Annotated in this window: 22 protein-coding genes; 20 read left to right on the top strand and 2 right to left on the bottom strand. The window is 70.4% G+C overall.

Features of this window, described 5'->3' with window-relative positions:
• Position 1 precedes the first annotated feature (1 nt).
• Positions 2–859 (bottom strand): sigma-70 family RNA polymerase sigma factor, encoded by an 858-nt coding sequence (locus AB0395_RS22030; RefSeq protein ID WP_366283176.1) that lies wholly within the window; start codon positions 857–859, stop codon positions 2–4.
• Between the two features lie 361 nt (positions 860–1220).
• Here AB0395_RS22030 and AB0395_RS22025 point away from each other — a divergent pair, with 361 nt between their 5' ends.
• From AB0395_RS22025 to AB0395_RS21935, 19 genes are all read left to right on the top strand, one after another.
• Positions 1221–1379, top strand: a complete 159-nt coding sequence (locus AB0395_RS22025; protein ID WP_366283174.1) for a hypothetical protein — start codon at positions 1221–1223, stop codon at positions 1377–1379.
• Positions 1376–1795 (top strand): SsgA family sporulation/cell division regulator, encoded by a 420-nt coding sequence (locus AB0395_RS22020; RefSeq protein WP_366283172.1) that lies wholly within the window; start codon positions 1376–1378, stop codon positions 1793–1795. The genes AB0395_RS22025 and AB0395_RS22020 overlap by 4 nt, the downstream gene beginning before the upstream one ends.
• Positions 1792–2220 carry a hypothetical protein gene (locus AB0395_RS22015; protein ID WP_366283171.1) on the top strand — a complete coding sequence of 143 codons (429 nt, stop codon included), beginning with the start codon at positions 1792–1794 and terminating at the stop codon, positions 2218–2220. The genes AB0395_RS22020 and AB0395_RS22015 overlap by 4 nt, the downstream gene beginning before the upstream one ends.
• Entirely contained in the window at positions 2217–2927 is a 711-nt protein-coding gene (locus AB0395_RS22010) for a hypothetical protein (RefSeq protein ID WP_366283169.1), read from the top strand. Before AB0395_RS22015 ends, AB0395_RS22010 begins: the two co-directional genes overlap by 4 nt.
• Positions 2928–2947: 20 nt before the next feature.
• Positions 2948–3391: a hypothetical protein gene (locus AB0395_RS22005; RefSeq protein ID WP_366283168.1), complete on the top strand. Its 444-nt coding sequence runs from the start codon at positions 2948–2950 to the stop codon at positions 3389–3391.
• Positions 3392–3402: 11 nt separating this feature from the next.
• Positions 3403–4710 (top strand): hypothetical protein, encoded by a 1308-nt coding sequence (locus AB0395_RS22000; protein ID WP_366283167.1) that lies wholly within the window; start codon positions 3403–3405, stop codon positions 4708–4710.
• Positions 4711–4772: 62 nt separating this feature from the next.
• Positions 4773–6788, top strand: a complete 2016-nt coding sequence (locus AB0395_RS21995) for a hypothetical protein (protein ID WP_366283166.1) — start codon at positions 4773–4775, stop codon at positions 6786–6788.
• 178 nt (positions 6789–6966) lie between these two features.
• Positions 6967–8301, top strand: a complete 1335-nt coding sequence (locus AB0395_RS21990) for a hypothetical protein (protein ID WP_366283165.1) — start codon at positions 6967–6969, stop codon at positions 8299–8301.
• 404 nt (positions 8302–8705) lie between these two features.
• Positions 8706–9209, top strand: coding sequence for a Pycsar system effector family protein (locus AB0395_RS21985; RefSeq protein ID WP_366283163.1), 504 nt, complete (start codon positions 8706–8708; stop codon positions 9207–9209).
• A gap of 167 nt (positions 9210–9376) precedes the next feature.
• The gene (locus AB0395_RS21980; RefSeq protein ID WP_366283161.1) at positions 9377–10303 is read left to right on the top strand and encodes a hypothetical protein; all 927 of its coding nucleotides are present in this window, start codon (positions 9377–9379) and stop codon (positions 10301–10303) included.
• A 34-nt stretch (positions 10304–10337) separates the two neighbouring features.
• Positions 10338–10664, top strand: coding sequence for a hypothetical protein (locus AB0395_RS21975; RefSeq protein WP_366283160.1), 327 nt, complete (start codon positions 10338–10340; stop codon positions 10662–10664).
• A gap of 145 nt (positions 10665–10809) precedes the next feature.
• On the top strand, positions 10810–11541 hold the full coding sequence (locus tag AB0395_RS21970) for a hypothetical protein (RefSeq protein WP_366283158.1): 732 nt from the start codon (positions 10810–10812) through the stop codon (positions 11539–11541).
• Between the two features lie 50 nt (positions 11542–11591).
• Entirely contained in the window at positions 11592–11870 is a 279-nt protein-coding gene (locus tag AB0395_RS21965; RefSeq protein WP_366283156.1) for a hypothetical protein, read from the top strand.
• 11 nt (positions 11871–11881) lie between these two features.
• Positions 11882–12598 (top strand): NUDIX domain-containing protein, encoded by a 717-nt coding sequence (locus AB0395_RS21960; RefSeq protein ID WP_366283155.1) that lies wholly within the window; start codon positions 11882–11884, stop codon positions 12596–12598.
• Between the two features lie 85 nt (positions 12599–12683).
• The gene (locus AB0395_RS21955; RefSeq protein WP_366283154.1) at positions 12684–12830 is read left to right on the top strand and encodes a hypothetical protein; all 147 of its coding nucleotides are present in this window, start codon (positions 12684–12686) and stop codon (positions 12828–12830) included.
• A 53-nt stretch (positions 12831–12883) separates the two neighbouring features.
• Positions 12884–13012, top strand: a complete 129-nt coding sequence (locus AB0395_RS21950) for a hypothetical protein (protein ID WP_366283152.1) — start codon at positions 12884–12886, stop codon at positions 13010–13012.
• Between the two features lie 87 nt (positions 13013–13099).
• Complete coding sequence (locus AB0395_RS21945) at positions 13100–13351, top strand: hypothetical protein (protein WP_366283150.1); 252 nt, start codon at positions 13100–13102, stop codon at positions 13349–13351.
• Positions 13352–13436: 85 nt separating this feature from the next.
• A complete protein-coding gene (locus tag AB0395_RS21940; protein WP_366283149.1) occupies positions 13437–14000 on the top strand; it encodes a hypothetical protein in 564 nt (187 codons plus the stop codon).
• The gene (locus AB0395_RS21935; RefSeq protein ID WP_366283148.1) at positions 13997–15349 is read left to right on the top strand and encodes a hypothetical protein; all 1353 of its coding nucleotides are present in this window, start codon (positions 13997–13999) and stop codon (positions 15347–15349) included. The genes AB0395_RS21940 and AB0395_RS21935 overlap by 4 nt, the downstream gene beginning before the upstream one ends.
• Before the next feature lie 276 nt (positions 15350–15625).
• Here the strand turns inward: AB0395_RS21935 and AB0395_RS21930 are convergent, their stop codons facing one another.
• Positions 15626–16216 carry a hypothetical protein gene (locus AB0395_RS21930; protein WP_366283147.1) on the bottom strand — a complete coding sequence of 197 codons (591 nt, stop codon included), beginning with the start codon at positions 16214–16216 and terminating at the stop codon, positions 15626–15628.
• 662 nt (positions 16217–16878) lie between these two features.
• Here AB0395_RS21930 and AB0395_RS21925 point away from each other — a divergent pair.
• Positions 16879–17604 carry a hypothetical protein gene (locus AB0395_RS21925; protein WP_366283145.1) on the top strand — a complete coding sequence of 242 codons (726 nt, stop codon included), beginning with the start codon at positions 16879–16881 and terminating at the stop codon, positions 17602–17604.
• Positions 17605–17667: the final 63 nt, after the last annotated feature.

Below are 17667 nucleotides of genomic sequence, written 5' to 3'. Positions count from 1 at the left end.
GCTACGCCTCGTGCCGGTAGATCGGCGTGATGCGCTCGGAGTCGATCACCTTACGGCTGTTGGGGTCGTACTGGCAGGAGATCAGGGTGGAGAAGCGACGGTGCCGGACTTCCCGGTAGAGGTTCGGTAGCTCGTTCTGCAGGTAGTGCACGACTCCGGCCGCGCCAGCGGCGTGGATGCCCGCGATGTAGAGGAAGGTCCCCTTGCCGTCTGGGCGGGGCAGGCGTCCCAGGTAGGCGGTGTCGCCGTTCCCGCCTGAGTCTTCGGCGGACCGGTAGGCAGTGCCCGTCACTCGATCAACGAGGTACCACCCGCTGCTGTCCTTCTCGAAGGCGAGTTTGTCGTCCGACTCCAGGATCTGGGAGATCAGCGAGGAGTGGCGTGGCCCGCACACGATGACCAGCCCGTCGCGGTTCAGGCGAACGTTTCCAGGTGGCGGGATGACCTCGTAGGCGGAGTCAAACCCAAGGTCCTCGACCAGGACGCGGAGGTTGTCGTAGGCCCACATGTCATCGACGGAGACGACCGGGCCCGGCTTGGCCTTCTCCGCCTCCATCTTCTGGGCAACGGCGACGATCACTGTCTTGACGCCCACGCCGAAAAATGCCCGCTCAGGTGCAGGGCCAGAGGTCAGCAACTGACTCATGCGTGCGCTGGTCAGTCCCACCTGTCTGGCGATCTCGTTCTGCGACATTATTTTGCCGGCGATCAGCCGCTCAACTTCGTCGCGACGGACTCGCGACAGCTCGGCTGTCAGGTTCTTGACCTCGCTGAGGGCGCCCCCCACCTGCCGGATCTTCTCCAGAGGGTCAGCGACCTCGTCGATCCGCGCCAGGATCTCCGGAATGTTGATGATCATTGGTCCTCCCTTCGGGTTCTCATAACGTAGAACGCTAACACTACTTAGCGAATTCACAAAGACCCCTTGACGGGTGTGCGTAGACCTCTTAGTGTCAGCCCCAGAACGCTAACACCACTTGGTGAAAGCGCTCAGGGCGGCAAGCCTGCGATCTTGAGAACTCCACAGTGGACAGGCACAAAGCAGAGAGACGGCCATTCCGATATGTCCCGTTGATCAACGCGAGCCCCCCATGCGAGTTCGCCCGCTTCGCGGGTGTGCTCCCCGCACCACCCCTTGGAAAGGCTCAGGACGCACCCCGGGCATGAGGTGCGCCCCTTTGAGCAATCCGGATCCACCCCTTGACGGAGGTTCCACAACCATGGTGTCACGTTCACCCCGCCCGACCTGCACCCGTCACCGGGTCGAGGTCGACGGCGGCCCGGTCCAGTACTGGTGCCCCAACGGCCACGGTCTCACGGCCGCGGACCTCGACAACGAGTTCCACCCCGCCCCGGCGTTGCAGGAGGCGGGAGCATGATCGAGACCCGTAACGAGACGAGCCGGATCATCGCGCAGATGACCGGCGTGTTCTGGGGCGAGCCCGCCGACAACGACCTCGTCGAGGACGACCCCGGCTACCTCGACATCATCGTCACCACCCTGAACCACGACCCGGCCGATCCGGAGTCGGTCACCATGCGCGCCTACCAGCGCGACATGCGGGTCCCCTTCGACCACGACCGCCGCTTCCCCCGATCCATCCTGGTGGAGGGCCTGACGCGGCCGGCCGGGAATGAGGAGATCCGGGTTGCCCCGGATGAGACGCCCGGCTGGACGGTCATCACCATCCACCCCGATCGGGCCGACCAGGTGCCGCTGATGGTCAAGACCGACGACGTCAGCTGGTTCCTGGCCGACATCGGCGGGGGCGGGAGAACGCGGGACAGCGCGTGACCAACGCACGGGTGCGGCGCGCCGACCGGCGCGCCGCACAGCGCACCTTCCACCTTCGGCGCTTGAACGAGGCGCCGACGCTCGTGGAGAAGGCGGACGCGGCCTACAACCTCTTCCGCTCCGACCTCGTCAACACCTCCGCGCCAACCAGGGCCGAACAGGTCGGCTGGCGGGTCGTCAGAGCCCTGATCAAGGAGAGCGAGAAGATCCCCCGGCGCGCCGACCGGCGCGCCGGTCAGCGGGCCTTCCACCTCGACCGGCTGAACAAGGCTCTGACGCTCGTGGAGAAGGCGGACGCGGCCTACAACCTCTTCCGCGCCGATCTCATCAACACCTGCGACCTGAGAAAAGCCGAGGACGTCGGCTGGCGGGTCGTTAAGTACCTGAGCAATCAGAGTGAAAAAATTCCGAGAGGACCGCAATGAGCGACTTCCCGACCAACGGCACCAACGGTGTCCCCCCGCAGGGACGCTGGGACAAGACTACGTTCCAGCGCAGGGGCCAGACCACGATCCCGCTGGGCCGCCAGGCGCGCCCGGCGGACGGCACGCCGCCGGTGACGCCCGCCCAACCGGCCAATGCCCCCCAGGCACCACCGCCGACCACCCCCCCGCCGCCGGCCGGGCCACCGCAGGGGGCGCCCGGCCCGGCCCCGCAGCAGGAGCAGACCGCACCCAACGCCTCGGCCCCGGCCGAGGAGGGGAAGGCGCCCTGGCCGGAGCCTCCGGCCCCCAAGCGCCAGCCGGTCGACTGGGGAGGCGTGCTCCGCAAGTGGACGCAGGACGCCCGCGATGACGAAGCGGCCCGCAGGGAACGCGGCGAGGGTCGCAGCGTGCCGCAGAGGTGGATGTTGGAGCAGCCGACCTCGGTGGCTGACCTGTGGTACCGCCTGCGCTACGAACGGCAGGAGCGCCGCGACGGCCGCCCCGGGTGGGGGCTGAACACCAGCTCCGACCTGGTCAACGGCATCGACGCGCTCATCTACGTGCTCCACACGGTGCTGATCGCCCTGCCGATCACTCTGGCCCTCTACGCCTTGGCCTGGCTGAGCCAGCGCCGTCTCCGCAGCGCCGGGCTGGCGCTGGTCGCCTACATCGTGATCGCCAACATCAAGGCCCGGACCACGGGCTGAACCAGAAAGGAGGAACGCCGATGACCACTACCGCAGCGTCCCTGCTGCTCCTCGTGATCTTCTGGGCGCTGAACTACGGCACCAAAGGCCGCATCCAGAAGATCAAGTTCCTGAAGTTCCTGTACGACCAGAACAAGGCCGTCCTGCCGCGGCTGAACATCCTGATGCTGGCCGCCGCCGGGTTCGGTCTGGCCCAGCAGTGGGTCGGCAACCTGCTGGCCTCCTTCAACATCGAGCTGCTCGGCACGGGCGTGAAGATCTTCCCGCTGGCGATGCTCGCCGGGGTGATCCTGTTCGTCGTCGACATGTTCGACGGCGGCGGCATCAAGAACTCCAGCTACGGCATCGCCTTCGCCCTGCCGATCATCGCCGCGTCCAGCGGCGGCGGCCTGGCCGCGACGATCACCGCCGTGTCCGGCGGGATCAACGAGTACGCCCAGACCATGCTCGCCTCGGTGATGTAGGAGAGACCGCCGTGGACCTAATACAGGACGTCATCGGTAAGGCCCTGGTCACCGTTTTCGTCATGTACATGATCGGCTACGCCATCCTTCGCACCGCCGAGGCGCTTGCGAAGGGTGGCGGGTCGGAGGCAGCCGGGTCAGGCTCGGCCGGGGGCGCCGCGGCGGGCCGAGGCAGTATGGGGCACGCCCTTCAGCGGCGCCGCGACGGTCACTGGGACGCCCCCCTGTGGGGAGCAGCGGCCGGGGTCGGCGCTGCGGCCAAGGCCGCCAAGGCTGGCTACGACCGGCTGAAGGGCCGCGGTGACGCGAAGGACACCCCCGAGGAGCCGTTCGTTTTCGACGACGAGCAGCGCCCGGAGGGTGCCGAGCCCGGCACCGAGGACGCCCCCAAGCAGGGGGCGCGCGGCGGCCAGGGCGATGCCCCCCGCGGGAAGCGGCCAGGTTGGACTCCTCCGCAGGATGAGTACGACGTGACCGTGGTCGGCACCCGCCGTGCCGACGCCCCGGGCGAAGTGGGGCGTGGGCCGCGGCAGCTTGAACCGCCCCGGCCGGAGGCCCCGCCCTCGCCCCGCCCACCGGACCCCGCAGGTCCGGCGGGCGGGCCGCAGGGTCCGGCTACTGGGCCGGGCGAATTGGGCGGGCCGGTGTTCGAGCGCCTGGAACGCCTCACCCCCGGCCCCGCCCCCACCGCGACCGCGATCCCCCAGACCGCCCCCGCGCCTGCCGCCCAGGTGGTCGCCGAACGCATCGACACCCCATCCACCCCGCCCGCCGCGACCACCCCGCTTGCCGGGGCCACGTGGCCGGGCCTGACACCCCTCCCCCGCACTGAAGATCCATCCCGAACGCAAGGAGACGACATGGCAGCCAAGTACTCACTGGTGCCCGGCGTCAACGCCCCCGCACGCACCGCTGGAGGGGGGTTGGCGCACGGGGGCGCGACCGGCAGTCACGAGGACGACAAGGACTACAACCGCAAGGTCTTCCGGAACGCAGACGACGGAGCGGCCGTCGCCTCCGGTGCCGCCCAGGGCTTTTCGAGGCTGGCGGCAGCCGCCGGGAATGCCTACGACCGCATGGTCGAGGCCGGAATCGGCGGCCCGGTGGCCGCCGAATGGGGCGAGGTGGTGGGGCTGATGGCTGAGGCCAACCTCCTGGCCCACGCCCTGGAGGCGAAGGCCGACGAAGCCGCCAAAGCCGCCCAGGCCGCCTTCCGCAGGCAGGTCCGGGTCGGTGACAACGTCCAGGACGCCGTGACCGCAGCCCGCGGTTCGGTCGCCCGCGACACCCGCTACTACGGCGCCCGTGGCAACTCCTGAAAACCCGCAACCCGTCTGGCCGGGCGACCGCCGCCCGGCCCGCCCTTCGAAGGAGGGACACCATGACCGACACGATCACCCCTGAGGCCGCCCCTCCTTCGAGGAGCGGAGCACAGACCCGCGCCGCGGCGTTCGGCGCGAACCTCAACGCCGCCTCCCGGGATGCGACCCGCAGCCTGTTCGAGCGGGCCCGCGTCGGCCTGTATCCGGCCGGGGCGATGGTCGCCCTGCACGTGGCCGGGACCGGCCTGCACGACAACGGCGCCCAGCCGATGCAGGTTCTGATCGGCACCGGCGCGGCCGTCCTGGTCGGCGTCGCCTCCTCCAAGGTCCGCACCTGGTTGCGGACCGAGCGGTGGCGCTCGGTATGGGCGGGCGGATGCCTGGGCGCGGCCACCGTGTGGGCCGCCGCGGCGACCGAGTTCGGCACCAGCATGGCCAGCAGCTACCTGCCCTCGGCCCTGACCGTGGGCGGCTCGCTCCTGGCTGTGCCGTGGTGGTGGATGCACCGCGACAGCATCGCCGAGGCCGAGGAGCCGATGGTCGAGGCCGAGCAGTTGCAGCTGACCGCGCCGGATCCGCTGCCGGCGATCGAGGCGCCACCGGCGCCGCATGAGCACCAGCTCGCCTGGGAAGGGCACGTCGGGGCCAAGGGCCACTTGCTGCCCGGCAGTTTCTTAGCCGACCCGGAGGAGATCTTCGACCACGAGGGCGAATTCAACGGGACGGCCTGGACCATCGACGGTGGCGTCCAGCGCCACACCTACCCTGCGATGCACGCCGCGCTGGATGAGATGAAGGCGACGTTGGACCGGCCCGACGTCGACAGCAAGATCTACATCGAGCGTGACCGGGAAGGCTACAAGACCCGCGGCCGGATCATCGTGCTGGAGCGCAACCCCCTCGACCGGCTGATCGAGTGGACCGGCCCGACCCTGGACCAGGCCACCGGCCTGGTCCCGCTGGCGGTCTACCCCGACGGGTCGGGGTGGGCGCAGTACTCGCTGTACAAGCCCGGCTGGGGCACCCCTCACGACCTGTGGGCCGGTGTGTCGGGGTCGGGCAAGTCGACCGGCATCCGGGTGGCGATCGGCGAGTCGATGCTGTACGGCTCGGCCGTCAAGTTGTTCGACCCGCACGGCGGGGCGAGCTTCCTGGAGATCGTGCCGCACTGCACCGGCGCCTACCTCAACGCCGGGGAGATCTACGCCGGGGCGATGGGATTCAAGGAGGCGCTGGCCGAACGACTGACGATGGTGGAGGAAGTCGGCGTCGACCGGTTCGGCCCGGACTTCGGCCACCCCATCCTCCACTCCATCTGGGACGAGGCCAGCAACAAGGCGATCCTCAAGAGCGACCCGGTGCGGGCGGCGATCCTCGCCGGCGTCCAGGAGGGCCGCAAGGTCTGGATGAAGGTCAGCGTCCTGCTGCAGCGCCCCTCGGGCAGTGCGTTCGACGACGACACCGACGTCAGAGAGCAGCTGCTCGGCGGCAACGTAATCGCCTACCGGGTCGCCAGTGTCCAGACCACGCGGATGCTCAACGCCGCCGGCCTGGAAATCGCTCCCCACGAGCTGCCGCACTACTTCGACCCGATGACGATGCAGCGGCCCACCACCGGCCTCGGCTACGTCATCAACGGCGGGGGCCGCACCCTGGTCTCCCGCACCGCCTACATGTCCCCGACCGCCTTCACCCAGCACGTCACCGGCCGGAACAAGCTCGACGACCGCACCGCCGAGGCCTGGCAGCGCGGCTACGAAAACGGCATCCGCGACCTGGAGCGCTTGGCCGAGGAAGCCGAGAAGGGCGGGGACAGAGAGGAGAAAGGCGGGGACAGGGAGGAGAAGGGCGGGGGCGGATCCAACGTCACCCCGCTGCGGGCCGGACGCGGCAACCCCCCCGGCGCCCGGGACGAGCTGATCGCCCTGTTCCAGCAGAAGGGCCGCTTGACGATGGACGACATCCGCGCCGCCGGCATCTGTAGCCCGTCTCGCGCCTTCGATCTCCTGGCCGATCTGAAGACCAACCGGCTGATCGAGCAGGAGGGGCGCGGCGTCTACATCTGGGCCGCCTGACCCTCCCCGTCGTCACGTGACGTGAGGGCATCTGTTTGTCCTCCTCCTCCTGCTCCGGCAGGAGGAGGAGCGTCGGTGCGAGCTACACGCGCGCGAGCGCACGTGCGCGCGTGAGGCTACTCCCCCACCTCCCCCCTTGACAACTACTAACTGTGACCCCCGAAAGGCGTTGACGATCATGGCGAAGACCCTCGAAGCCCGCCTGAGAGCCGCCCGCATCCTGCTGTACGGCGCGGGCGGCGTGACCCTGACCTTGAACGTGTGGCACTCCATCCGCCAGCTCATGGGGGGCCTCGACACCCCACCCAACAAACCGGTGGATATGGTCCTGATCGGCGGAAACGTCATCTTAGGAGTGCTGGCCGGGGCGTTGCCGGTGTTCCTGGCCGGGTGGATGCCGGAACTGGCCGACGATGACGAGGGCTGGGTGGGCAAGGTCTCGATCTACGTCGTGACGGCCATCGGCATGATCCTGAGCCTGAAGGCCCAGGCCGACATGGTGGAGGACATCTTCGGCGCCTTCGAGTTCGCACCCGACCTGGAGCTGAAGTGGCTGTTCCCGATCGCGGGTGACGTGGCCACCTTCCGGGCGCTGAACGTGATCCTGCACGCCTCCTCACGCACGGCCTCGCACGCCCTCACCGCCACCGCACCGGGCGCGGCCGTGCACGCCTCCACCCCTCCAACGTTCACGCACGGTGAGCAGGACACCCACGGTTCGGGTCGTGAGCCCAACGCCGTGAAGGACTCACCGGGCACGCGTGAAGCCCTCACCGCCCCCACGGGTGAGGGCGTGCACGCCCTCACTCCCACGCCCACGGGTGAGGGCGTGAAGCCTCACCGGACCGTGCTCGGTGCGGGCGTGAACCCCCACACGGTGAGCGTGCACGCCCCCCTCACCGTGCACGCCAGTGAGGGCCTCACCGGACCCTCACCCGTGCACGCCGGTGAGGGGGCGGTGAGCCCTCACGGTGAGGCCCACGGTGAGGGCGTGCACGCCTCACCGAGTGAGGGTGCACGGCCCGCACGCGCTCCCCTCACCCCCACCCCCGGTGAGGGGCACCGTGAGAACGCCAGTGAGGGGCGCAGTGAGGCACCGGGAGGGGGCGTGCACACCCCCACGGGGGCGCCCGCACGGCCCGCACGCACCCCCCGCACACCCGCCGCCCCGCCCCGGCCACGCCCCCAGAGGGCGCTGCCGCCCGGCCCGTCGGCCGCCGAACCCCCGGCCTTCGACTGGACCGGCTGCACCGACGATGAGCTGGCCGAACGCATCAAAAGCACGCTTTCACACCTGTCGCCGGACAAGATCTCGGCTCGGCAGATCCGGCTGTGCAACGGTCCCATGGGCAGCGACCGCGCCACCGAGGTCTTCGCCCGCTGGAAGGCCCTGATGATCGGCCGTGGGGTGCTCGCCGCCGACGGCGCCGCCCCCGCCGTGGAGACCTCACCGGCCGACCCCGGTGAGGCCTCACCCACCCTCACCGGTGAGGTCGCCGGGGGTTCACGGTGAGGGCGCACGCCCCCCTCACCGTGCACGCCAGTGAGGGCGGGAGTGAGGCCCTCACCGTGCACGCCGGTGAGCCCTCCGGTGAGGGGCTCACTTCCCCTCACCCGTGCACACCCGTGAGGGCTCACCGGCCCCCTCACCGTGCACGGCCCGGTGAGGGCGCGCACCCTCACCCGTGACCCCTCACCGGGATCCGGCGTGAAGACCCCGCGCCCCCTCACCGGGCCGCGCACGGCGAGGACGCACAGGCGGCCGTGAACCCTCACCCGCCCTCACCGCGCCGCCCCTCCCCGCACCCGTGAACGTCACCGTGTGTCACACCCCCGCCCGCACCCGGCGGGCCGTGAACCTCCACGGTGAACCCGCACGCCCCTCACCGCCCCCCGCCCTCACCCACTGGAGGAACCATGGACCTCGCCACCCCTGCCGACCCGACCCCGCAGGCCGCCCTGGTCTACTCGGCCGACCTGTTCGCCGCAGCCGACGCCGCCCGCACCGAGATCTCCCGCACCGACACCAAGGCGGGCGTCCTGCTGGCTTTCACGGGCACCGCGTTCAGCATCCTGGCTGCCCTGTCGATCCTGACCCTGCAACTGGCGCACTCCGCCCGCGTGGGCCTGGCCGTCGCTGTGATGCTGCTGGGGGTCTCCTCCTCCGTGGCGCTGAACGTCATCCGGCCCCGCCTGCCGCGCCCCGGCAAGAGCACCGGCGTCATGGCCTATGCCGAGCTGCGCACCCCCGAGGAGCTGCTGGAGGCCCTCAGGGGCAACACCCAGACCCGGCAGGCGGCCGACGTGCTGTGCTTGGCGCAGATCGCCCGCGCCAAGCACCGCCGCCTGCAGCGGGCGGTCGGCCTGGTGCAGGCCGCCCTGGTCGTCGTGGTCGTCGGCCTGCTGCAGAGCCTGCTGTAGGTGCGCCAAGGGCGTGAACGTTCACGCGGTCCGCTCCCGTGAAAGCCACCGTGCACGGTGTGAACGCCCAGTGTGAGCGCCGTGCGAACCCCTCAACAGCCCCGCCCCGCACCTCGTGAATCCACCCCGTGCAACCGTGCGCCCCCACTCCCTCACTGGAGGACCCCATGAACTACCACCGTGATCTCGTGCGCGCCAACCTGGCCGCCATCCCCTGCCGCTCGGCCGAGTGGACCCACCCGACCCTGGATGTCACCGGCCGCGCCGACATCGCCCTCTACCCCGACGGCAAGAGCGCCTTCTACCAGCTGACCCACCCCGTCAGCGGGCCGCGCCTGGATGTGGTGATCGGCGCCACCGGGGCGGGCACCACCAACGCCCTGCGCGTCATCACCGCCGAGTCGCTAGCCGCCGGATCGGCCGTCGTGTTGTTCTCCCGGCACGCCGACCTCACCGTGAACCTCTCCCGGGGCGCCGGATCGGCCCTCACCCACGTCCTGAGTACCGGCCAGGAGATTCACGCCGGGGCCCACGCGCTGCAGGCCGCCATCGCCGAGCGCCAGGCGATCCGCGCCGAGGGCGCCACCCCCGCCCCCCTGCTGCACGTGGTGTTCACCAGCGAGACCCTGCACACCCAGCCCGGCTGCGAGCCCCTGCACAAGGCCATCGCCTACATCGCCGAGCAGGGCCCCAGGCTGCAGATCAAGATGACGCTGGAACTCAAGAGGCTGTCGGGCCTGGGCTTCACCGACGGAAGCGGCGCCGCCCTCGACGCCCTGCTCAGCAACGACGTCCTGGCCTACCGCACCGCCGACTTCTTCACCAACGAAGTCCTGCAGAACCGCTTCGGCCCCTCGGCCCGGCCCGGCGACATCCCCCCCTACATCGACTACCACGGCATCCACTCCTCGGCCGGGGTGGGCTTCGTGCTGGGCCACGACCAGACGCCGCGCCTGTCACGCACCCTGCTGATGTCCCAGGAGACCTTCGCCCGATCTGCCCCGCTCACCGCCACCCCGCTGGACGCGCGCACCACTGCCGCCTGGCAGCGCGGCTACGAGCACGGCCTGAACGACGAGCCCTACTACCGCTGACCTCCCCACCCGGACCTGCGAAAGGAACACCACCATGAACGACACCCTCGGCAAGGCCTGCCAGGAACACCTTCTCGGCCGCGCCGTCCTGACCCCCAGCGACCGGGATGACGCCCTGTGCTGGGCCAGCTACCGGACCATCGGGGTCGCCGACCCCGAGGCGGTCGTGGCCAACGCCGCCCCGATCCTCGCCTGGCTGGGAGAGGCATCGAGCAAGGAGGACCTGCAGGCGCGCATGTGGGCCTGCAGGCAGCAGAGCCGCAACGACATGGACGGGAACCGCGCCCGCGACAACGACACCACGGCGTTCGTGGAGCGGGCCGCGGTCCTGTACGCCGCCATGATCGGCGTCGAGAAGTAGTCCCCCCTTTCAAGATCCACCAACTCGAGGGCCTGGAGCCCCAACCAGGGGGTTCGCCTCCACACTCCGGCGAACCCCCACCCCATCCCTAAGTAGCCGAACAATCAACACTGCCTCCATAAACGACCTTCGATCGGAGAGTCCCATGACCGACCTCACCACCGCCCCCGCCGCCCCCCGCCCCCTCGCGATGATCGCCGCCCTGGGCTACTGCGCCGACGGCGCCCCGGTCACCCTCACCGTCACCGTCGCCGACGTCACCCCGCGCACCACGGCCACGGGAGCGCCGTGGGCCGAGGTGACCGTGACCGACGGCCTGCACGCCATGCCCGTCACGGTGCCCGCCGAGGTCTACGCCGACATGCGCGAGCGGCTGGAGGTCGGCCGCCACCTCGCCTTCACCGGGCCGGTCAGCCACCGCGGGATCCTGCCCTCCCTGACCGCCACCACTCTGATCCTGCCGAACCAGCCCCACACCGTCGCCATCGCCGACTGGCCCGCCGTGGCCGCCGCGGCGCCGGTCGTCGCCATCGCCGGTCTTTCCGGCCGCAGCGCCGACGGCCGCGTCACCGTGGCCGGCACCGTCGCGGCCCTGCAGACCTACAACGCCGCGACCCCGCACGTGTGGCACCGCCTCACCCTCGCCGACGGCAACGGCCAGCGCCTGGCGGTCATGCTCTACCCCCGCCTGAACTCCCTACTGCGTGCGGCACTGAACGGCGGCCGGGCCACCCCGGGGCGCACGGTCCGGCTGACCGGCCGCATCGCGCGCATGGCGGGCGCCACCGCCCTGATCGGGGAGGTCTTCCACCAGGAGCCGGTGCGGCGCTGGGTCGACGTCGGGGAGTGGATGGCCCGCCGTGAAGGGGGGCAGTGAGGGACTCCTCTTCAAGATCCACTAACTCGAGCGCCTGGAGCCCCAACCGAATGAACAGTATCGCCGCCCTGGCCCACCACCCCGCCGGCACCGTCGCCGCCCTCACCGCCACCATCGCCGACGTCACCCCGCGCACCACGGCCGCGGGGGCGCCGTGGGCCGAGGTGACCGTCGCCGAAGGCCCCCACACCGCCCACCTGATCGTCCCGCCCGCCCGCTACCCCGCCCTGCACCACCACCTGGAGATCGGCCACACTGCGACCTTCACCGGCCGCGTCGACACCCGACGCCTCCTGCCCGCCCTCGTCGTCACCCACCTTCACCCCTGAAGGAGCCGATCATGACCGGAACCCACGGATCAGAAGGCCCCACGATCACCTACACCCACCCCGACGTCCTGACCACCGGTGTCCGCGACGGCTGGGCCGACCCGGAGACCGACCCCACCGAGATCGACTGGCCCACCCGGCAGGCCCGCGCCGGGATCCGGTTCGAGGTGGTCGACGACCGCCCCCTGAACCCGTGCCGCGACCGCTACCCGACCGGCATCCGACACGGGAGAAACCAGCTCGGCCACTGGGGGGAGGCGCTCGCGGCAGACGCCTTCGTCACCGCGATCGACGAGCACGGCCGCCGCTGGCTGGTCATGGTCGAGCGGATGGACGGCCACGGCTGGGCCCTCCCCGGGGGCTATGTGAACCCGGACGAGGTCCCGCTGGACGCGGCCGTACGAGAGCTGACCGAGGAAACCGGACTCGACCTCAGCAGGTTGCGGTGGGAGGCACTGCCGGCCCGGTACGTGCCCGACCCCCGCGCGAGCGATGAGGCGTGGATGGTCACCATGCCCGCCCGCTGCTACCTGGGCACTGTCCGCCGGGCCGATCTCCCCATCCCGGCAGCGGCCGACGACGCCGCGCGAGCCGAGTGGGTCCGCGCCGACACCTACCCGCTCCTGGCCACCTACGTAGAGGCGACCTACGGCGGAAAGGTGTTCGCCGCCCACCAGGACATGCTGACCGAACTGCTGGCCGACAATCGCGCTCCACACCTCCCCTAAAGCACTAAGTAGAGGTACTATAGATATAGAGAGCGGCGCGCCAGTGGAGCGACTCGGCGCCCACCCCGACCACCAGGAGGCCCTCATGACCAACTCCAAGCCCGCCCCCAAGCCCACGCCCGCCACCGTCGGCGACAACACCACCGGCGACACCACCTTCGAGGAGCAGGGCAAGTTCGGCTTCGGCTCCGCCCTGGTCTCCTGCTTCACCCGGCCGGGCACCCCCAGCTGATCCTCCGCACTCACCACACCCCGCACATCCCCCACAACGACAAGGAGCGGCATATGACCAACGAGGGAATCGTCTGCACCCCGGGCAGCACCGTCAGCATCTCCGGCTGCGCGGTCGGCACGAACGCCAGCATCACGGTCGTCAACAACGAGGTCACCGAGATCACCAGCGACGACGAGTAGACCACCTGAACGGTTCAAGGTAGATCGAACCCGCTCCCATCGCGCCGCACGGCCGTGGGGGCGGGTTTCTGCACATTAGGAGTCCGCATGACCTTCCCGGACAAAGCCCGTTGCGACGACCTCAACACCCGGGCTGTCTTCCACCCCCAGATCTGCGTCCCCGACGAGAAGCCCTACATCGAGGTCGCAGGCATCCAGGTCTACGCCTACCTCGACCCCGACGATCAGACCGTCCGGGTCTCAATCCACCTGGACGACGCCAACACCGATCTCCTGTCCGGCGGCAACGTCCCCCTGGAGATCGACGTCGGCGGCACAATCGTCTACGCGGCATCATGACCACCCCGCCCGCCCCGCACCGGGCATCTGCCCCGGCGCGGGGCGGGCGTTCTCATGACCGCCCCCACCGTGAAAGGAACACACCATGACCGACACCTCCGCCCCCTACGACCTGAACCACGAAGACGACCGCGCCAGCGCCTCCGACGGCGTCTCCCGCTACGGCGCCTACCTGCGCCTCCACGTCCAAGAGTTCGCCTACGCCCTGGAGGAGCGGGATGCGGCCGACTTCGCCGCCGCGGCCTTCAAGGTCGCCTCTCCCCCGATCCTGACCGGCTACCTGCGCTCCCACCCGCGCATCCTGTCCACCACCCTGGGCGGCCAGCAGGGCTGTCTGATCGCCCACATCCACCTGGCCGGCCCCCGTCCCGACTGGCCCGGCATCGGCGCATGGAGGGATTGGGAGCGAGACTCCTACAGCGACGCCTACTTCGCCCCGGATGCCTACGACCTCTCGGAGCGCAAGCACCGCTACCTGCTCACCCGCTTCGAACTGCACGAGACTCTCCTGCGGGAGGAGGACCTGCCGGCTTGCCCGGCCGAGGGTGAGGACCTGGCCCCGGCCGCCCACGACGTCCTGGCAGTGGTCATCCCCGCCCTCAACCGCGTGGTCGGCCCGATCCTGCCGCTGCTGGAGAAGGGCTGGTGACCTCCGCCGACCGCGCCCTGGCCGCCTGGCAGGCCCTCAACGAACGCCAGCAGCAATACCTGGGCGTGATCTACCGGGCCGACCAGGACACCGAGGCCGCCGAGCGAGGCGCGTGGGCCGCGGGCGGCCGATCCCGTCCGGCCGCCGAATGGCGGTGGATGCCCTACGGGCCGGTCGGCAACGCCGGCGGCGCCACTGGCCCCCTGCAGCAGCTCCTGGCGGCGAAAGACCTGCGGGATCAGGGCGCGGGCGCCACCTTCACCACCCTGGAGAAGGCGAAGCTGATCATCACCCGGTCCGGACCCGCGGTCTTCGCCGACTACCACCTGGATGTCCAGATCACCGCGTGGGGCCGCCAGGTCGCCCGAGCGGGCGGCGTCGATCCGGCACGGGCCCTGGCGCCTCGGCGCGGGATGCTGTCGGAGGGCCTGTGGGCCATGCTCGTGAAGGTGTGGGTGGCCGACGACAACGGCGGCCACCCCGTCTACTACCTGTCCGGCGCCTGGGAGCGGCTCACCAACCGCACGCCCCCCTTCGCCGAGGCGCGCAACGCGGAAAGCCGCTTTGGCTACCTGCTGCACCTGACCGAGGAGGGCCGCCAGCACTACCGCGATCGGTGGGCTGACTACGCCCGCTCCTATGCGGCCATCGACGCGCCCCACCCCGACGGGGCGGAGGTGTGGCCCGCCCAGGTCGACCAGGGCCTGGCTGTCTTGGGCGAGCGGTGCGCGCAGCTGCGCGGCTACATCACCACGGCGGCCTCCGGCCTGGAACAGTTGGCCAGCCTCGCCGAGCACGTTCCGGCCATCACCCTCCCGCCCCCCACACCGGCTAAGGAGGTGCCGGCGAGCGCGCGGGCCGGTGTGATACGGCGGGATCGCGCCGCCGCAGCCTGCCAGCGGGCGATCGACCGGGCGGCGGCCCGCTACGCCGCGGCGCTGGAGCAGGCGGCAGGCACCTACCGGGAAGCGCTGGTGGCCCACCAGGTGGAGATGGAGGAGCCCTACCGGCAGGCGTGCCTGCACTACGTGCTCGCCGCGGCGGCGGTCGTGCAGGCCGTCGCCGACGGCCGCGACCCGATCGCCGCCCTCGACGACGTCGATCCGGCGTCGGTCACGGTGTGGCCGTGGGTGCCGACGCCGCCCGTGACGGGGCTGGTGTCCGTCGACTCCGGTCTGCAGAGCGCCTACGTGCGGGCCGGGGGCAAGCCTGCCCGGGGGCGGCGGAAGGCGGTGCACAGCGCCGATCTCCTGCGGGAGGGGGCGCAGCTCACCGGGTATGCCGCGGTCATGGCCGAGCTGGTCGGTGGCGGGCAGCTCGGCCGGCTCCTGCTTCGCAAGGCGCCGTGAAGATCTACTTTGTAAAGGGTGCCTCCTGCACAACAACCGTCCCCAGCGGCCCGCGTGCCCCAAAACGCGCGGGCTACTACCTGTCGACGACGTCTGACCTGGGCTTTTGCACGGTGGGGGGAGCCGGTATGGCGGGAGCCGTACCGGGTTTCCCCTACCGGTTGTGCGGTGCGGCGGTCTGTACGTTGTAGATCAACTACGGGCCGGACGGGCCGGACGGGCCGGTTCCGACCGAGACACGGCCAGAACGGCCCTCCGATCAGGTAGCCCCCGTGACTACGCGGATTCGCCGTATTTGGCGACGTATGCCGCGTAGTTCTCCGCGATGACGGCCCGGCCGGCCTCTGCGGTGAGGTGGTCCACCGAGGAGACGGCCGGCACCTGTCGGCCGTCGATGGTGGACGTGATCTGTTCGATCCTGCGGACCAGTTCGGCGACGACGCTGGGAGCCGACTCGACCAGCAGCTTCCCGTCCCGCCATGAGTACCGTGGTGCACGGCCGATACCGGTGGTGCGGATGTTCCACGCCAGGGACGCCACGTGGCTGTTCTCCGGGTTCTCCGTCAGCAGCAGGTAGACCCGTTCGGTGTCACCGCCGTAGCCGATCAGACCCGTGCACGGCTTGATCGGTCCGTCGGTGTCGCGGGCCACCACCTCATAGACCCTGCACTCCGTGCAGCGGAACAGGTCGGTCACCCGCTCGTACTCGAACTCGTGACCGCCGAAGCGGTCGTCCTCACCGGCGGTGGCTGTCGCGCCTTCGCCAGGGGGGTCGCCCGCGCCGGCGCGGAGGGCCTGGGTGTACTTGGCGCCCTGGCGCGCGGCCTCACGGGCGCGCTGGGCGGCGGTGTTCTGCTTCTTCGGCACGGTCGACTCCAGCCTGGCGGTACCCCACGCCTCCCGCCGGCGAGGACAGGGCCGGACGAAAAGTCTTCTGTGCTGCTGCGCGGGCCCCAAAGAACCTTGGCCGACTGTGCCCCGGCGGCGTGGGCGCTCGGGGCGGCGGCGAACGGCGGTACGCGTCTGGCCGTGGTGGTTCCACAGTAGAGCACGCCGGTGACAGAGTGGGTCTTCACCGCAATCGTGATCTCTCACTCTGCTACCTGGCGTCTGGGAACATTCGGGAGCGGAGGGCCAGAACGCGTCGGCCCGTGGAGAACGTCGGAACGAAAACTGGCGGTAGGCCGCCCGCCGGACCCTCCAGGGGTGCCACCGGAATACGGCGGAAACGGGCCGCGCCGGGGCGCTGACCGGACAGAACCCAGGTTCTGTCCGGTTCCTGAAACGGCGTCTGACCAGCTCAGCGGGGTGGGCCGCGACGGGAGCCAATCCGGCTCCACGCTAGGCACCGCCATCCACAGCCGAAACCCCGGCTTCCGCTCCCACCGCCTGACCTGCGGTCTCCGGCGGACGCGGCCCGTTTCCGCCGTATTCCGGTGGCACCCCCTCCACGTCCTCCGAAGCGCTGGACAGAATGTCGTCATGGTGATGACATATTCGTCATCACCATGACGACGTGGAGGTGTCTTGTGCGTCCCGCCTATGACCTGACCAACCCCTACGAGGTCGCGCGCTGGATCGAAAATCACAACAGCGACCAGGGCGAGGCTCGTCACGCCCGGTTCCGCCCGCCCGGGAGTGAGCACATCTGGGCCGGATACCTGGCCTCCCTGGCCCAGGCCGTCCCCCGGCCGGGTCGAGCAGAGCACCTGACGGCCGATGAGGCGCTGGCCGCCCTCACCCTGACCCGGGCGCTGCGGGCCTGGACAGCCGACCTTGAGCCGGGCCTCATCGAGGCGGCACGGACAGCCGGGGCCACATGGGACGCCCTGGCCCCGTACCTGGGAGTGGCCGACCGGCGGGCGGCTCAGCGCCGCTACTCCCGCCTCACCACCCCCAACGCGCCTGACTGGGCGTCCGGCGACGACTTCACCGCCGTCGCCAAGCTGCTGGCCGCGCACGGCTACGCCCGCCAACCCGACACCGGCGACGGCGTCGTGCGGTGGACCAGCACCCGCACCGACCTGCCCGAGGTACAGGTGTGGATCGGCCCCTGTCGCAGCTACCAGGGCTTTAGCGAGTCCATGATCCAGATCAATGACTCCCATGACAACGACGGCAAGGGCAAGGACGCCCTAATCGGCGAACTGTCCTCCAAGACCTCCCGCCAGATCCTCGCCGAATGCCTGGCCAGCCGGGAGCAGGAAGGCTTCTACGACGCCGACTTCTTCGACGACGACCTTGATTGGGGTTGAGAAGACGAGCGGGCGGACACGTAGCACGCCGCCCGGCCGAACCTGCTCTTACCGAGCTGGTCT

Origin of the sequence: Streptosporangium sp. NPDC051023 (assembly GCF_040689595.1) — a bacterium.
GTDB lineage: Bacteria > Actinomycetota > Actinomycetes > Streptosporangiales > Streptosporangiaceae > Streptosporangium.
Note: the sequence above shows the minus strand (reverse complement) of the source record. Positions and strands in the feature narration are given on the sequence as shown.

What these genes read in the sequence shown, in the direction of transcription:
- AB0395_RS22030 (WP_366283176.1), bottom strand. Translation starts at nt 859, where the DNA reads ATGATCATCAACATTCCGGAGATCCTGGCGCGGATCGACGAGGTCGCT.
- AB0395_RS22025 (WP_366283174.1), top strand. Translation starts at nt 1,221, where the DNA reads ATGGTGTCACGTTCACCCCGCCCGACCTGCACCCGTCACCGGGTCGAG.
- AB0395_RS22020 (WP_366283172.1), top strand. Translation starts at nt 1,376, where the DNA reads ATGATCGAGACCCGTAACGAGACGAGCCGGATCATCGCGCAGATGACC.
- AB0395_RS22010 (WP_366283169.1), top strand. Translation starts at nt 2,217, where the DNA reads ATGAGCGACTTCCCGACCAACGGCACCAACGGTGTCCCCCCGCAGGGA.
- AB0395_RS22005 (WP_366283168.1), top strand. Translation starts at nt 2,948, where the DNA reads ATGACCACTACCGCAGCGTCCCTGCTGCTCCTCGTGATCTTCTGGGCG.
- AB0395_RS21995 (WP_366283166.1), top strand. Translation starts at nt 4,773, where the DNA reads ATGACCGACACGATCACCCCTGAGGCCGCCCCTCCTTCGAGGAGCGGA.
- AB0395_RS21990 (WP_366283165.1), top strand. Translation starts at nt 6,967, where the DNA reads ATGGCGAAGACCCTCGAAGCCCGCCTGAGAGCCGCCCGCATCCTGCTG.
- AB0395_RS21985 (WP_366283163.1), top strand. Translation starts at nt 8,706, where the DNA reads ATGGACCTCGCCACCCCTGCCGACCCGACCCCGCAGGCCGCCCTGGTC.
- AB0395_RS21980 (WP_366283161.1), top strand. Translation starts at nt 9,377, where the DNA reads ATGAACTACCACCGTGATCTCGTGCGCGCCAACCTGGCCGCCATCCCC.
- AB0395_RS21975 (WP_366283160.1), top strand. Translation starts at nt 10,338, where the DNA reads ATGAACGACACCCTCGGCAAGGCCTGCCAGGAACACCTTCTCGGCCGC.
- AB0395_RS21970 (WP_366283158.1), top strand. Translation starts at nt 10,810, where the DNA reads ATGACCGACCTCACCACCGCCCCCGCCGCCCCCCGCCCCCTCGCGATG.
- AB0395_RS21965 (WP_366283156.1), top strand. Translation starts at nt 11,592, where the DNA reads ATGAACAGTATCGCCGCCCTGGCCCACCACCCCGCCGGCACCGTCGCC.
- AB0395_RS21960 (WP_366283155.1), top strand. Translation starts at nt 11,882, where the DNA reads ATGACCGGAACCCACGGATCAGAAGGCCCCACGATCACCTACACCCAC.
- AB0395_RS21955 (WP_366283154.1), top strand. Translation starts at nt 12,684, where the DNA reads ATGACCAACTCCAAGCCCGCCCCCAAGCCCACGCCCGCCACCGTCGGC.
- AB0395_RS21950 (WP_366283152.1), top strand. Translation starts at nt 12,884, where the DNA reads ATGACCAACGAGGGAATCGTCTGCACCCCGGGCAGCACCGTCAGCATC.
- AB0395_RS21945 (WP_366283150.1), top strand. Translation starts at nt 13,100, where the DNA reads ATGACCTTCCCGGACAAAGCCCGTTGCGACGACCTCAACACCCGGGCT.
- AB0395_RS21940 (WP_366283149.1), top strand. Translation starts at nt 13,437, where the DNA reads ATGACCGACACCTCCGCCCCCTACGACCTGAACCACGAAGACGACCGC.